This window comes from Cellulomonas gelida (genome assembly GCF_006538725.1).
Lineage (GTDB): Bacteria > Actinomycetota > Actinomycetes > Actinomycetales > Cellulomonadaceae > Cellulomonas > Cellulomonas gelida.
In genome coordinates this window covers 27,621-41,844 of record NZ_BJLQ01000013.1, presented here as the reverse complement: position 1 = coordinate 41,844, position 14,224 = coordinate 27,621, and the positions used below count along the sequence as shown (strand labels likewise).

The 14,224-nt window shown below is 74.5% G+C and carries 12 protein-coding genes; all 12 read left to right on the top strand.

Annotated elements, in window-relative coordinates:
• The first annotated feature begins 5 nt into the window (after positions 1-5).
• Positions 6-1,670 carry an ABC transporter substrate-binding protein gene (locus tag CGE01nite_RS07885; RefSeq protein ID WP_141370086.1) on the top strand — a complete coding sequence of 555 codons (1,665 nt, stop codon included), beginning with the start codon at positions 6-8 and terminating at the stop codon, positions 1,668-1,670.
• A complete protein-coding gene (locus CGE01nite_RS07880) occupies positions 1,670-2,623 on the top strand; it encodes an ABC transporter permease (RefSeq protein ID WP_141370084.1) in 954 nt (317 codons plus the stop codon). The genes CGE01nite_RS07885 and CGE01nite_RS07880 overlap by 1 nt, the downstream gene beginning before the upstream one ends.
• Positions 2,623-3,627, top strand: coding sequence for an ABC transporter permease (locus CGE01nite_RS07875; protein ID WP_141370082.1), 1,005 nt, complete (start codon positions 2,623-2,625; stop codon positions 3,625-3,627). Before CGE01nite_RS07880 ends, CGE01nite_RS07875 begins: the two co-directional genes overlap by 1 nt.
• The gene (locus CGE01nite_RS07870) at positions 3,624-5,393 is read left to right on the top strand and encodes a dipeptide ABC transporter ATP-binding protein (protein WP_141370080.1); all 1,770 of its coding nucleotides are present in this window, start codon (positions 3,624-3,626) and stop codon (positions 5,391-5,393) included. The genes CGE01nite_RS07875 and CGE01nite_RS07870 overlap by 4 nt, the downstream gene beginning before the upstream one ends.
• Positions 5,390-6,232, top strand: a complete 843-nt coding sequence (locus tag CGE01nite_RS07865) for a DUF1684 domain-containing protein (RefSeq protein WP_141370078.1) — start codon at positions 5,390-5,392, stop codon at positions 6,230-6,232. Before CGE01nite_RS07870 ends, CGE01nite_RS07865 begins: the two co-directional genes overlap by 4 nt.
• The gene (locus CGE01nite_RS07860) at positions 6,229-7,308 is read left to right on the top strand and encodes an amino acid ABC transporter permease (RefSeq protein ID WP_141370077.1); all 1,080 of its coding nucleotides are present in this window, start codon (positions 6,229-6,231) and stop codon (positions 7,306-7,308) included. Before CGE01nite_RS07865 ends, CGE01nite_RS07860 begins: the two co-directional genes overlap by 4 nt.
• Positions 7,305-8,090, top strand: coding sequence for an amino acid ABC transporter ATP-binding protein (locus CGE01nite_RS07855; RefSeq protein WP_141370075.1), 786 nt, complete (start codon positions 7,305-7,307; stop codon positions 8,088-8,090). The genes CGE01nite_RS07860 and CGE01nite_RS07855 overlap by 4 nt, the downstream gene beginning before the upstream one ends.
• Before the next feature lie 101 nt (positions 8,091-8,191).
• Positions 8,192-9,223 (top strand): ABC transporter substrate-binding protein, encoded by a 1,032-nt coding sequence (locus tag CGE01nite_RS07850; protein WP_048342365.1) that lies wholly within the window; start codon positions 8,192-8,194, stop codon positions 9,221-9,223.
• A gap of 82 nt (positions 9,224-9,305) precedes the next feature.
• A complete protein-coding gene (locus CGE01nite_RS07845) occupies positions 9,306-10,565 on the top strand; it encodes an FAD-dependent oxidoreductase (protein ID WP_141370073.1) in 1,260 nt (419 codons plus the stop codon).
• A 64-nt stretch (positions 10,566-10,629) separates the two neighbouring features.
• Positions 10,630-11,889, top strand: coding sequence for an LLM class flavin-dependent oxidoreductase (locus CGE01nite_RS07840; RefSeq protein ID WP_141370071.1), 1,260 nt, complete (start codon positions 10,630-10,632; stop codon positions 11,887-11,889).
• Positions 11,890-11,908: 19 nt separating this feature from the next.
• Positions 11,909-13,057 (top strand): LLM class flavin-dependent oxidoreductase, encoded by a 1,149-nt coding sequence (locus tag CGE01nite_RS07835; RefSeq protein ID WP_141370069.1) that lies wholly within the window; start codon positions 11,909-11,911, stop codon positions 13,055-13,057.
• A 36-nt stretch (positions 13,058-13,093) separates the two neighbouring features.
• Positions 13,094-14,191, top strand: coding sequence for an LLM class flavin-dependent oxidoreductase (locus tag CGE01nite_RS07830; RefSeq protein WP_141370067.1), 1,098 nt, complete (start codon positions 13,094-13,096; stop codon positions 14,189-14,191).
• Positions 14,192-14,224 lie beyond the last annotated feature (33 nt).

Sequence of the window (14,224 nt, the reverse complement as noted above, 5' to 3'; positions counted from 1 at the left end):
ACATCATGACCAGCACCGTCGACCGCCGCCGCACCCGCTACCGGGTGCTGGCCGCCTCCTTGCTCGCCCCCGCCCTGCTGCTGGCCGCCTGCTCGTCGGGCAGCGGCGACCCCGCGGCCGGACCCGCGACGTCCGCGACCTCGACCCCGGATACGGCCACCGCGACCCCGGGCGGGACGCTGCGCTTCGCGCTCGGTGCGTCGCCGTCGGGCGTCGACCCGCAGCAGGTCGGCTCGAACGTGAGCATCTACATCGCGCGCCAGCTCGCGGACTCCCTGACCGACCAGGACCCGGCCACGGGCGAGATCGTGCCGTGGCTCGCGACGAGCTGGGACGTGAGCGACGACCTCACGACCTTCACGTTCCACCTGCGCGACGACGTGACGTTCTCGGACGGCACCCCGCTGACCGCGACCACGGTCAAGGCGAACCTCGACGCGCTCGCGGGCCCGCTCGGCGCGTCGGCGCCGCTCGCGGCGAGCTACCTGGGCGGCTACACCGAGACGCGCGTGGACGACGAGCACACGGTCACGGTCGTGTTCGGCGCACCCAACGCGCAGTTCCTGCAGGCCACGTCGACGGTCTCGCTCGCGATCCTGTCCGACGCCACCGCGACGGCCGACCCCGCCGCACGGCTGCAGGGCGAGGTCGTCGGCTCGGGCCCGTTCGTGCTCGAGAGCTACACGCAGGACCAGGGTGCGGTGATCACGCGGCGCGACGGCTATGCGTGGGCCTCGGAGGTCTCGCAGAACCAGGGCGAGGCGTACCTCGACCAGATCGACTTCACGGTGGTCCCGGAGTCCGGGGTCCGCGCGGGCGGACTCGCGTCCGACCAGTTCGACGCGGTGGGCGACGTGCTCCCGCAGGACGTCGCGCAGGTCGAGGGCGCCGGGGGATCGGTGCTCACGCGCACCAACCCGGGCGTCACGTTCGTCCTGCAGCCCAACGTGACCGTCGCGCCGCTCGACGACCCGGACGTCCGCCAGGCGCTGAACGTGGCGATCGACCGGCAGCAGCTCGTCGACACGGTGCTCTCGGACGCGTTCAAGCCCGCGACGAGCGTGCTCGCCTCGACCACTCCCGGGTACACGGACCTGTCCGACGACCTCGCGTTCGACGCCGCGAAGGCCGAGCAGCTGCTCGACGGCGCGGGCTGGACGAAGGGCACCGACGGCATCCGCGAGAAGGACGGCGCGAAGCTGAGCGTCGACGTGGTCTACGCACCGCTGTTCACCGGCTCGCAGGCCGTGCTCGAGCTCGCGCAGCAGCAGCTGCGGGCCGTCGGCGTCGACCTGGTGCTGCGCCAGCTCACGCCCGCGGACCAGCAGGCCGTGCTGACCTCGGGCGACTACGACACGTACTACTACAACGTCACGCGCGCCGACGCCGACATCCTGCGCACGCAGTTCTCGTCCGCGGGCCGCAACGTCAACAAGCGTGCGGCCGACGACGTGCTCGACCCGCTCCTCGACTCCCAGCTCGCCACCGCGGACCCGGCGGCGCGAGCGGACCTCGTCGCGCAGGCGCAGCAGGAGATCGTCGGCGAGGCGCTGGCGATCCCGCTGTTCGAGCTCGCGCAGTCGATCGGCGTGGCCGGTGACGTGCACGGGGTGGCCTTCGACGCCTCGTCGCGCCTGCTGTTCCACGACGCCTGGATCGAGCAGCCCTGATGAGCGCCTACGTCCTGCGCCGGGTCGCCGCGGCCGTCGTCGTGCTCCTGGCGGCGTTCACGGTCACCTTCGCGGTGCTGTACCTGCTGCCCAGTGACCCGGCGAGCATCATGCTCGACGCGGGCACGGGCGGCGGGGGCGTCGACCCGGCGCAGGCGGAGGCGCTGCGCGAGCGGCTCGGGCTCGACCAGAGCCCGGCCGAGCAGTACGTCGCGGCGCTCGGCCGCACGGCCACGGGCGACCTCGGGACGTCCATCTCCTCGGGTGCGCCGGTCGCGACCCTGATCGCCCAGGCGCTCCCGGAGACGGCCAAGCTCGCGGGGTTCGCCCTGCTGCTGGCCGTCGCCGGCGGGGCCGGGCTCGCCTCGCTCGCCACCTGGACCCGTTCGCCGCGGCTGCGTGGGCTGCTCCTCGCGCTGCCGCCGCTGGGCGTCGCCGTGCCGACGTTCTGGGTCGGGCTGGTGCTGCTGCAGCTCTTGTCGTTCCGGCTGCCGGTGTTCCCGGCGGTCGGCAACCAGGGCTTCGCGAGCCTGGTCCTGCCGGCGGTCACCCTGGCCGTCCCGCTGTCCGCGACGATCGCGCAGGTGCTCGCCCAGGGGATGCGCGCGGCGTGGGGTGCGGCCTACGTCGAGACCGCGCTGGCCAAGGGTGCGACGCGCACCCGGGTGCAGCTGCGGCACGTGACCCGCAACGCGGCGCTCCCGTCGCTCACGCTGCTCGGCGTGCTCGTCGGGAACCTGCTCGCGGGGGCGGTGGTCGTCGAGACCGTCTTCTCGCGCCAGGGCTTCGGGCGCCTCGTGCAGGCCGCCGTCACCACGCAGGACATCCCCGTGGTGCTCGGGCTCGTGCTCGTCGCGGCGCTCGTGTTCGTCGTCGTGAACCTCCTGGTCGACCTCGCCTACCCCCTGCTCGACCCGCGCACGGCCGTGACCTCGTACGCAAGGAGCCTGTGATGAGCCTTCTCGGCACCCGCCCCGCCGACGTCGTCGGCGCACGACGCGCGTCCGCCGTCCTGCCGGCGAGCCCCGGACCCGTCAGCACCGGAACGACGAGCACCGGAGCCTCGAGCGCCGGGGCGGCTCGGACCACGAGTCTGCGCGCCAGGCCCGGGACCGGCCCGGCGACCGGGCGGCTCGCGCGGGCCCGCCGGCACCCGCTCGCGCGGCCCGGCGCGCTCGTGGCGCTGCTCGTCGTGACGGTCGTGGTCGCGTGGGCGCTCGTGCCCACGGCGTTCACGTCCGCCGACCCGATCACGGGCGTGCCCGCGGACAACCTCCTGCCGCCCAGTGCGGCTCACTGGTTCGGGACCGACCACCTGGGTCGCGACCTGTTCGCGCGCACGGTGCACGGCACGGGCCTGTCGCTGCAGGCCGCCGCGGTCGCGATCGTCATCGCGCTCGGTGCCGGGTCGCTGCTCGGGCTCGTCGCGGGGTTCGTCGGCGGGCGCGTCGACGACGTGCTCATGCGCCTGACCGACGTGCTGCTGGCAATCCCCGGGCTGCTGCTGTCGCTCGCGGTCGTGACCGTGCTCGGGTTCGGGACGCTCAAGGTCGCGATCGCGGTGGGTGTCGCGTCGGTCGCGACGTTCGCGCGCGTCATGCGCGCCGAGGTGCTGCGGGTGCGCAGCGCGACCTACGTCGAGGCGGCGCGGCTCGCGGGCGCTCGTCGTGGCTCGGTCGTGGTGCGTCACGTCGTGCCGAACGCCGCGGGTCCCGTGCTCGCGCTCGCGACGATCGAGCTGGGGACCGTGGTCCTGGCGGTCTCGGCGCTGAGCTTCCTGGGCTTCGGCGCGATCCCGCCGACCCCCGAGTGGGGCTCGCTCGTGGCGGAGGGCCGCAACTACCTCGCGACCGCGTGGTGGTACTCGACGCTCCCGGGGCTGGTCGTCGCGGTCGTCGTGCTGTCCGCCGGGCGCCTCGGCCGCGCGTTCGAGCGCGGGGGGAGGACGGCCCGATGAGCACCCAGACGCCGACGCTGCCGGGCGCACCCGAGGAGACGCACGCACCCGACGCGCGGCCCGTGCTGGCCGTGCGGGACCTGCGGGTCACCTACGACGGCACCGACGGACCCGTCGAGGCCGTGCGCGGCGTGAGCCTCGAGGTGCACCCGGGCGAGGTCGTCGCGCTCGTCGGCGAGTCCGGCTCGGGGAAGTCCACCACGGCGCACGCCGTCGTCGGGCTGCTGCCCGAGACGGGCCGGATCGCCGGCGGGCGAATCGACCTGGGCGACGACGAGCGCACCTCGCTCGAGCTCGCGTCCCTGCCGGTCCGCGCGTGGCCGCGGGTCCGCGGTGCGCGCATCGGGCTGGTCCCGCAGGACCCGGGCGTCGCGCTCAACCCCGTGCAGCGCGTCGGCGACCAGGTCGCCGAGGCCCTGCGCATCCACGCCCGCGCGGGCAGGCGCGAGGCGCACGCGCAGGCGGTCGAGATCCTGCGCGCCGTCGGGATCGACGAGCCGCAGGCCCGCGCCCGGCAGTACCCGCACGAGCTGTCGGGCGGCATGCGGCAGCGCGTGCTGATCGGCATCGCTCTGGCGTGCGAGCCCGAGCTCGTGGTGGCCGACGAGCCGACGAGCGCGCTCGACGTGACCGTGCAGCGCCGCGTGCTCGACCTGCTCGCGGACCTCACGTCGCGCACCGGCACCGCGGTCCTGCTCATCACGCACGACCTCGCCGTCGCTGCGGACCGTGCCGAGCGGATCGTCGTGATGAAGGACGGCGAGGTCGTCGAGACCGGGCCGACCGCACGCGTGTTGAGCGACCCGCAGCACCCCTACACGCGTGAGCTGCTCGCCGCGGCACCGGGCCTGCGTGCGGCGCAACGACCGGGGACCGCACCCCTGCCCGACGAGCGCGACCGGGGCTCGTCGTCCCGGGTGCAGGTCCGCGCCCGCGCGGTCGCGGCGGACCTGCCCACCCCGCCGGCGGGCGGCCTGCTCGTCGTCGACGGGCTGCGCAAGACGTTCCAGATCGGTGGACGCCGCTCGGGCGCGAGCGTGCGCGCGGTCGACGACGTGTCGTTCTCGGTGCCGCGCGGGTCGGCGTTCGCGCTGGTCGGTGAGTCGGGGTCGGGCAAGTCGACGACCGCGCGGCTCGTGCTGGATCTCGAGCGCGCCGACGCGGGCTCGGTGCGGTTCGACGGTGTGGACGTCGCGGGTGCCCGGGGTGACGCGCTGCGCACGCTGCGGCGGCGCACGCAGCTCGTGCACCAGAACCCGTACGCGTCGCTCGACCCGCGCTTCACGGTCGGGCAGGTGGTCGACGAGCCGCTGCGCGCGCACCGCGTCGGCACGGCAGCACAGCGCCGGGACCGCGTCGCCGAGCTGCTCGACCAGGTGCGGCTGCCCGCGGCGCTCGCGCGGCGCCGCCCCGGCGAGCTGTCCGGCGGGCAGCGGCAGCGCGTCGCGATCGCCCGGGCGCTCGCGCTGGACCCCGATCTGCTCGTCCTCGACGAGCCGACGAGCGCGCTCGACGTCTCGGTGCAGGCCCGCGTGCTCGACCTGCTCGCGGACCTGCGCGCGCAGCGCGGCCTGACCTACCTGTTCATCTCGCACGACCTGGCGGTCGTGCGTCAGGTCGCGGACGAGGTCGGCGTCATGAGCGCCGGGCGGCTCGTCGAGACCGGACCGGTCGACCAGGTCTTCGACCACCCGCAGCACCCGTACACCGTCGAGCTCGTCGGGGCGATCCCCGGCCGGCACCACGAACGAGAGGCGATCCGATGACGACGACCCTGCCCGAGAACCCGACCGCCGCTGTGCACGTCGACCAGGACGCGCACGTCGAGTGGGAGCAGTGGCACGCAGCGCGCGAGCGCGAGCTGGCGACGACCCACGGCTGGCTCACGCCCGTGGCCTACCTGCCGCTGCCGTCGCAGCCCGCCGCGTTCGACGGCGTCCCGGGCGTGTGGTGGGCCGACGAGCACGGCGCGCACCACAAGCGCGCCGCCGACGAGCCCGGCGCGGGGACGACGCACGTCGTCGCCGAGGCGGGCTCCTCGATCGTGCAGACGTTCGTGCCCGAGGGCCGCACGGGCGCCGAGGCAGAGGTCGCGGTCGAGCTCGTCCGGCGCACGGGCCGCTACGCGCTGCGCCTGCGCGACCCGCGCGCCGCGGCGCGTGCCGCCTTCACGGGCGTCCCGACGTTCCCGTACGACGCGTCGTGGGTGCTGGACGCACCCGTCCGCTGGTACGACGAGCCGCGCCCCGCGGTCGTCGGCGCGGCGCGGCCCGGGCTCGTCCACCGCACGACCGTCGTCGGCGAGGTGGACCTGGAGCGCGCGGGCCGCAGCGTGACGCTGCAGCTCACGGGCGGGAAGGGCGGCTCGGCGGCGCTGCTGTTCACCGACGAGGCGCCCGGCCTCGCGCCGTGGCGCGTCCTGACGGTCGAGCGCTCGTCGGACCCGGGCGCGACGGGCTCGCCGGAGACCGCGACCGTCCGCCTGGACCTCAACCGCGCGGTCAACCTGCCGTTCGCGTTCAGCGACCACGGCACGTGCCCCGCGCCGGTGCCCGGAAACCACGTGCCGTTCGCGGTCGCGGCCGGCGAGCGAGCCCCGCGATGAGTACGGTCCAGCTCGCGCAGGACGAGTCGCGCGTGCTCGTGCCGCCGCCGGTGCGGCCCGTGGTCACCGCGGCCGACGAGCCGCCGCTCGAGGAGCTGCGGATCGTCGGCGCCCGGCACCCGGGCCGCTGGCTCGCCACGGGCGTCGTGCTCCTGCTGCTCGCGATGGTCGTGAGCTCGCTCGTGACGAACGAGCGGTGGGAGTGGGATCTCGTCGCGCAGTACCTCACCTGGCCGTCGGTGATCGACGGAGCGTGGGGCACGATCCGGCTCACCGCGGTGGCGTCCGTGGTCGGCTTCACGCTCGGCACGGTGCTCGCGCTCATGCGCCTGTCCCGCTCGCCGCTGCTGCAGACGGTGTCCTGGACGTACACGTGGGTGTTCCGCTCGGTGCCGCTGCTGCTGCAGCTCCTGCTCTGGTACAACCTCGCCTACCTGTACCCCCACCTGAGCGTGGGCGTCCCGTTCGGTCCCGAGCTCGCCTGGCTCGACACGCTCTCGCTCGTCGACAAGTTCTGGGCCGCGATCCTGGGGCTGGGCCTGTCGCAGGCCGCCTACTCGGCGGAGGTCGTGCGGGCCGGGATCCTCTCGGTGGACCAGGGCCAGCAGGAGGCCGCGGCCTCGCTCGGCATCCCGCGCCGCCGTCAGGTCACGCGGATCATCCTCCCGCAGGCGATGCGCTCGATCGTGCCCACCGCGGTCAACGAGGTGATCGGGCTGCTCAAGGGCACGTCGATCGTCTACGTCCTGGCGTACGGCGAGCTGTTCTACATCGTCAGCGTGATCATGGGCCGCAACGGCCGGATCGTCCCGCTGCTGCTGGTCGCCTCGATCTGGTACCTGGTCCTCACGACTCTCATCACGGTCGTGCAGTACTACGTCGAGCGGTACTACGCCAAGGGCGCGGTGCGCACGCTGCCGCCCACGCCGCTGCAGCGCGTCCGGTGGGCGACGCTGGTGCTCGCCGCCCGGGTCACGGGCCGTCCGGTGCCCGCGAGCGTCCCCCCGGCCTACGCCGCCCGCGCCCGCGTGGGTGTGCTGACCCGCACGCGCCGCAGCGTCGGGGGGCTCGCATGAGTGCGCCGACGAGCGAGACGCAGCCGGGTCTGGTCGAGGTGCACGGCGTCCACAAGAGCTTCGGCACGCTCGAGGTGCTGCACGACGTGTCGCTGACGGTCGAGCCCGGCTCGGTCACCGTCATCCTCGGACCGTCCGGCTCGGGCAAGTCGACCCTGCTGCGTGCGATCAACCACCTCGAGAAGGTCGACCAGGGCTTCATCGCGCTCGACGGCGAGCTCATCGGCTACGTGCGCAAGGGCCGCACGCTGCGCGAGCTGTCCGAGCGGGAGATCCTGCGCCAGCGCACGCAGATCGGGTTCGTCTTCCAGAGCTTCAACCTGTTCCCGCACCTGACGGCGCTCGAGAACGTGGTCGAGGCGCCGGTCTCGGCGCAGCGCCGCCGTCGCGAGGACGTCGAGCCCGAGGCCCGCGAGCTGCTCGCCCGCGTGGGCCTGGCCGACAAGGCCGACGTCCGCCCGCGTCAGCTCTCGGGCGGCCAGCAGCAGCGCGTCGCGATCGCGCGCGCGCTCGCGCTGCGCCCCACGGTCCTGCTGTTCGACGAGCCGACCTCGGCGCTGGACCCCGAGCTCGTCGGCGAGGTCCTCGAGGTCATCAAGGACGTCGCCCGCACGGGCACGACCCTCGTCGTCGTGACGCACGAGATCGGCTTCGCGCGTGAGGTCGCCGACACCGTCGTGTTCATGGACGCGGGCGTCGTCGTCGAGCAGGGCCCGCCCGACCAGGTGCTCGACGCCCCGCAGCACGAACGCACCCGCAGCTTCCTGCAGAAGGTCCTGTGACCGGCGCGAGCCCGCGCCGGCCCCTGCAGCCGTCCCCCGAGCCCTGGCCACCCGGCCTCCCCGATGCGGCCCACGCCGCACCTGACCGAAAGGCACCTCCCGTGACGACGACGACCCGGCGCACCCGCGCCCGTGCCGTGCCCACGAGGGCGCTCGCCGCGCTCGCCACCGCCTCCCTGCTCGCGCTGACCGCCTGCGCGTCGGTGAGCACCGAGAAGCCGCAGGAGACCCAGAAGGCGGGAGGTGCCGTGACGGCCGCGCCCGCCGCGGCCGGCCTGACCGTGAGCACGAGCCCGGACCAGGACCGCATCCGCACCACCGAGTCCGCCGAGGCGGTCGCGCTGCTGCCGGACGCGTGGAAGAACAAGGACGAGATCGTCGTCGCGATCAGCGCCGGGGCCGCGCCGCCGCTCGGCTTCCTGGCGGACGATGACGAGACGCCCATCGGCAACGAGACGGACATCGCCCAGCTCGTCGCCGACGCGCTCGGCAAGGACGTCCGGATCGAGGTCAAGGCGTGGGCCGACTGGCCCCTCGCGCTGCAGTCGGGCGACGTCGACGCGGTGATCTCCAACGTCACGGTGACCGAGGAGCGCAAGGAGACGATCGACTTCTCGAGCTACCGCAACGACGAGCTCGGCTGGCTCGTCAAGACCGGCTCGGACCTCACGTCCATCACCACGCGCGAGGACATCGCGGGCAAGGTCGTCGCGGTCGGCTCCGGCACCAACCAGGAGAAGATCGTGCTCGAGTGGGACCGCCTCAACCAGGCGGACGGCCTCGAGCCCATCAAGGGCCCGGAGTACTACGAGCAGTTCACCGACGTGCTGCTCGCGCTGCAGTCGGGGCGCATCGAGACGTACGTCGGCCCGAACGCGTCGCTCGCCTACCAGGCGGCGATCTCGCCCGACGACTTCACGGTCGTCGGCACGCTCAACGGCGGCTGGCCGGACACCGCGCAGATCGCGGTCGCGACGAAGAAGGGCGCCGGCGCGGTCGACGCGGTGACCGCGGCCATCAACCACGCGATCGACGACGGCACCTACCTGCAGGTGCTGCAGCGCTGGGGCCTGGAGTCCGAGGCCATCGAGAAGTCCGAGTCCAACCCGCCGGGGCTGCCCAAGACGTCCTGACCGGACGCCACGGGTGCCCGCGCGCCGACTCTCCCGGCGCGCGGGCACCCGCCCCGCACGACCACCACAGGAAGGGACCTCGATGACCGAGCACGTGGACCACCTCGTCGTCGGCGGCGGCGTGATGGGCTCGGCCGCGGCCTGGCAGCTCGCCCGCCGCGGCCGCGAGGTCGTGCTGCTCGAGCGGTTCGGGCCGGGCCACGACCACGGCGCGTCGCACGGCTCGTCGCGCATCTACCGCACGTCGTACCCCGAGCCCGTCTACCTCGACCTCGCCCAGGAGGCGCTCACACTCTGGCGGCTGCTCGAGGCCGAGTCCGACGAGGCGCTGCTCGAGGTCACGGGCGGCGTGAGCCACGCGCGGCCCGATCTGCCCACCGCGCGGCGCACCGAGCAGATCGCGCGGGCGTTCGCCGCGCGCGGCGTCCCGTTCGAGTGGCTCGACCCGGCCGAGGCCGCCCGTCGGTGGCCCGGGATCCGGTTCGAGGGCCGGGTGCTGCACGAGACCGCGACCGCGGGCCGGCTGCACGCCGACCGTGCCGTGAGCGCGTTGCAGAGGCGGGCCGCCGCGCACGGCGGCGACGTCCGGCACGAGACCGCGGTGCGTCACCTCGAGCTCGCGGGCGACCGCGTCCGCGTCGTGACGCAGCGCGGCGAGATCCTCGCGCGCAGCGTGGTCGTCGCGGTGGGTGCGTGGAGCGCCGGCGTGCTGGCGGAGGTGCTGGACGACGCGCGTGACCCGAGCGGCCCGTCTGGTCGGGCGGGGCGCGCCGCAGCGGACCAGTTCCTCCCGCTCGTCGTGACGCAGGAGCAGCCCGCGCACTTCGCCCCGCGCGACCCGGCGGTGCTCGCCGGCACCGCCCCCTGGCCGAGCTTCACGCACGACCCGGGGCCGGACGCAGGCTTCCCGAGCGGCGTCTACGGGCTCGCTGCGCCCGGTGAGGGCGTCAAGGTCGGGTTCCACGCGGTCGGGCCGCGGGTCGACCCGGACCGCCGTGACCGGACCCCCGAGCCCGAGCAGCTCGCCGCGCTGCGCCGCTACGTGCGCACCTGGCTGCCGGGCCTCGACCCCGACGCCTACGAGCCCGTGAGCTGCACGTACACGACGACGCCCGACCACGACTTCGTGCTCGACCGGCGCGGGCCTGTCGTCGTCGCCGCCGGCTTCTCGGGCCACGGCTTCAAGTTCGCGCCGGCCGTCGGCCGCGTCCTGGCCGACCTCGCCGACCTCGCGCGGGACCGCCCGCACGCCACCCCGACCGCCACCCCGACCGTGCGGCCGGACCTCGCGCGGTTCGCGCTCGCGCGCTTCGCCGCCGCGCGCTCGCTCGTCGCCCCCTGACCCGCCGCCCGTCCGCTCACCGCCAGTCCCTCGACCGTCACCCGTACCGCAAGGAGCCACCTCGATGACCGACCGCCCCGCCGCCCCGCGCGTGCCCCTGTCCGTGCTCGAGCTCGCGATCGTGCCCGAGGGCGGCTCGGGCGCGGACGCGGTGCGCCGCACCGTGGACCTCGCGGTCGAGCTCGACCGGCTGGGTTACGCGCGCGTGTGGTTCGCCGAGCACCACCTGGCCGCGGGTGTCGCATCGGCATCGCCCGCCGTGCTCGCCGCGGCGGTCGCCGCGCGCACCGAGCGGATCCGCGTCGGCAGCGGTGCCGTGCTGCTCAGCACGACGAGCCCGCTGATCGCCGCCGAGCAGTTCGGCACCATCGCGGCGCTGCACCCGGACCGCGTGGACCTCGGCCTGGGCCGCGCGTTCACCCCACCGCCGGCCGCCGCCGACGACGCCCCCGTGCAGGCGCGCGCGTCCACGCCGCGGCCGAGCACGGGCCCGCGCGTCGTCGACGGTCTCTACGTGCCCGGGGCGCCGCCCGTGGACTTCACGGACTCCGCGCTGCGCGAGCGGCTGCTGGCGCACAAGCGCGTCGTGGGGGCCTCGCGTACGCCGTCGTCGTTCCGCGACGAGCTCGAGCTCGTGCTCGGGCTACGGGCCGGCACGTACCGCGACGCCGACGGGCACCTCTACCCGAGCCCGCCCGTCGAGGGCGCGTCGTGGGAGCCGTGGGTGCTCGCGTCGAGCGCGGGGGAGAGCGCCCGGGTCGCGGGCGAGCTCGGGCTGCCGGTCGCGGCCAACTTCCACGTGAGCCCGGCCACGACGCTCGACACGATCGCCGCCTACCGCGCGGCGTTCCGCCCGGGTGTCCTCGCCGAGCCTTACGTGATCGTGTCCGCTGACGTGCTCGTCGCCGACACGGTCCAGCGCGCGCGGGACCTCGCGCGGCCGTTCGCCGACTGGGTGCTGTCCATCCGCACGGGCAGCGACGGCGCGATCGCCTACCCGCAACCGTCGGGCGTGGCGTCGTGGGAGGACCGGCCGCAGGCCGAGCGTGACCTCGTCGCCGACCGCGTGGACACCCGCATCGTCGGCGACCCGGAGACGGTCGTCGCACGGCTCGAGACGCTCCAGCGCGTCACGGGCGCGGACGAGCTGCTCGTCACCACCGAGGCGCACGACCCGGCCGATGCGCGGCGCTCGTTCGAGCTCCTCGCGCAGCACTGGTTCGCCGCGACCACCGCCACCGCGGACGTCACCACCCCGACCTCTGCCACCCCGACCTCTGCCACCCCGACCGCGTCGACCGGGCTCGAGCTCGCGGCGCGCTGACCACACAAGGAGACCCACCATGCCCGTCGAGTTCCTCGGCATCGCCACGACCAACGACCAGTCGGAGACGAGCGCGCGCAGCACGCGACCGTTCGACCTCGGCTACCTGGAACGCCTCGTGCGCGCGCACGCCGACAACGGCTGGACGCGCGTGCTGTTCGCGTACGGCTCGTCGGGACCCGAGCCCGCAGCGCTCGCCGCCCACGTCGCCGCACGCGTGCCGGACATCGAGCTGCTGCTCGCGCACCGGCCGAACGTGTCCTACCCGACGTACGCGGCCAAGACGTTCGCGACGCTCGACCAGCTCTCGGGCGGTCGGCTGTCGGTGCACTTCATCACGGGCGGCAACGACCACGAGCAGCGGCGCGAGGGCGACACGCTGACCAAGGACGAGCGCTACGCGCGCACGCAGGAGTACATCCAGGTCGTCAAGCAGGCGTGGGCCAGCGACGAGCCGTTCGACCACCACGGCCCGTTCTACGACTTCGACGACTTCGTGCTGGACACCAAGCCGTTCGAGGGGCGCACGCCGACGATCTCCTTCGGCGGCTCGTCGGACGCGGCGTACCGCGTGGGCGCCGCGGAGGCGGACATCTACGCGGTGTGGGGGGAGCCGCTGGACCGCACGCGCGAGCAGATCGAGCGCGTGCACGCCGAGGCCGCCGCGGCCGGCCGCACGCCGCCGCCGCGCATCCACGCCGCCTTCCGGCCGATCGTCGCACCCACCACCGAGCTGGCCTGGGAGAAGGCCCACCGGGTCCTCGACCGCATCGAGGCGCGCAAGGCCGCCGCGGGCGGGACGCTGAGCCGCCGGCACCCGATCACCTCGCCCGAGAACGCCGGGTCTCAGCGCCTGCTCGCGATCGCCGCGGCAGGCGAGCGGTACGACGACGTGCTGTGGACGGCGACCGCCAAGGCCACGGGCGGCGCGGGGAACTCGAACGCGCTCGTCGGGACGCCCGAGGACGTCGCCCAGGCGCTGCTCGCCTACTACGACCTCGGCGTGCGCGTGATCTCCGCGCGCGGCTACGACCTGCTCGACGACGCGATCGACTTCGGCCGCTACGTCATCCCGCTGGTCCGCGAGGGCGTCGCCGAGCGGGACGCGCGCGCCGCCGCGGCCGCACGGGCCGACGAGCCCGCCGTGGCCGACGAGCCCGCCGCCTGACCCCACCGGCCCCCACACCCACCCGCAGGAGCATCCGTGCGTTTCCAGGTCCTCGACATCGTCTTCAACCCGCCGCACCCCGTCACGGGTGAGGCGATCCCGCCGTCCGACCGGCTCAACCGCGTCGTCGAGACCGCGGTGCTCGCCGAGGAGCTCGGGTTCGACTCGTTCGCCGTGGGGGAGCGGCACGCCGGCGAGGTGCTCTCGTCGGCCCCCACGGTGATCCTCGGTGCGATCGCGGCGCGCACCGAGCGGATCCTGCTGTCGACGGGCGTCACGGTCCTGTCGCTGCTCGACCCGATCCGCGTCGCCGAGGACCTCGCGACCGTCGACCAGCTCAGTCGCGGGCGGCTCGAGATCGTCATCGGCAAGGGCAACGAGGTGCTGCAGTACCCGCTGCTCGGCCTCGACCTGGGAAAGCAGTACGAGTACCTGCAGGAGAACTACGAGCTCCTGCGCCTGCTGCTCAGCGAGGAGGACGTGACCTGGCAGGGTGTGCACCGGCACCGCCTGGAGGACGCGACGACCCTGCCGCGGCCGTTCTCCGGCCCGTTCCGGATCTGGCACGGGTCGGCGACCTCGCAGTTCGCGGTCGACCTCGCGGCGCGCCACGGCGACCCGATCGTCTCGGCGAACGCGTTGCAGCCGCGCGAGCGCTATCGCGCGCTGATCGACCGGTACCGCGAGCAGTACGAGGCGCACGGCCACGACCCGGCGTACGCGTTCGTCGGCTCCGGCTCGGGCGGCCTGTACCTCGCGGACACCACCGAGCAGGCGGTCGAGCAGTTCCGGCCGATCTTCGAGGGCCAGCTCGCGGCGCAGCGCAGGCGCGGCTACGGCCCGCAGCACGTGGGCGTCGGGTCGAGCTTCACGACGGTCGAGGAGGCCGTGGAGCGCGGCCCGGCGCTGGTCGGATCGCCCGAGCGGGTGGTCGAGAAGATCCTCGACTACCACCGGACGTACCAGCACGACCTGCAGTCGGTCTCGGTCAACCACCTGCTCCCGCCCGACCACCAGGCCGACGTGCTGCGTCGGTTCGCCGAGGAGGTCGTCCCCGCGGTCAGGGCCGAGGTCACCACGACCCTGTGGTCCGAGTCCGACGAGCGCCGCGCGGCCGGCTTCACCGCGAAGTGACGGACGCTCCCGCGTCGCCCGCGTCCGCGAGCC

What these genes read in the sequence shown, in the direction of transcription:
- CGE01nite_RS07875 (WP_141370082.1), top strand. Translation starts at nt 2,623, where the DNA reads ATGAGCCTTCTCGGCACCCGCCCCGCCGACGTCGTCGGCGCACGACGC.
- CGE01nite_RS07860 (WP_141370077.1), top strand. Translation starts at nt 6,229, where the DNA reads ATGAGTACGGTCCAGCTCGCGCAGGACGAGTCGCGCGTGCTCGTGCCG.
- CGE01nite_RS07865 (WP_141370078.1), top strand. Translation starts at nt 5,390, where the DNA reads ATGACGACGACCCTGCCCGAGAACCCGACCGCCGCTGTGCACGTCGAC.
- CGE01nite_RS07870 (WP_141370080.1), top strand. Translation starts at nt 3,624, where the DNA reads ATGAGCACCCAGACGCCGACGCTGCCGGGCGCACCCGAGGAGACGCAC.
- CGE01nite_RS07885 (WP_141370086.1), top strand. Translation starts at nt 6, where the DNA reads ATGACCAGCACCGTCGACCGCCGCCGCACCCGCTACCGGGTGCTGGCC.
- CGE01nite_RS07845 (WP_141370073.1), top strand. Translation starts at nt 9,306, where the DNA reads ATGACCGAGCACGTGGACCACCTCGTCGTCGGCGGCGGCGTGATGGGC.
- CGE01nite_RS07880 (WP_141370084.1), top strand. Translation starts at nt 1,670, where the DNA reads ATGAGCGCCTACGTCCTGCGCCGGGTCGCCGCGGCCGTCGTCGTGCTC.
- CGE01nite_RS07840 (WP_141370071.1), top strand. Translation starts at nt 10,630, where the DNA reads ATGACCGACCGCCCCGCCGCCCCGCGCGTGCCCCTGTCCGTGCTCGAG.
- CGE01nite_RS07835 (WP_141370069.1), top strand. Translation starts at nt 11,909, where the DNA reads ATGCCCGTCGAGTTCCTCGGCATCGCCACGACCAACGACCAGTCGGAG.
- CGE01nite_RS07855 (WP_141370075.1), top strand. Translation starts at nt 7,305, where the DNA reads ATGAGTGCGCCGACGAGCGAGACGCAGCCGGGTCTGGTCGAGGTGCAC.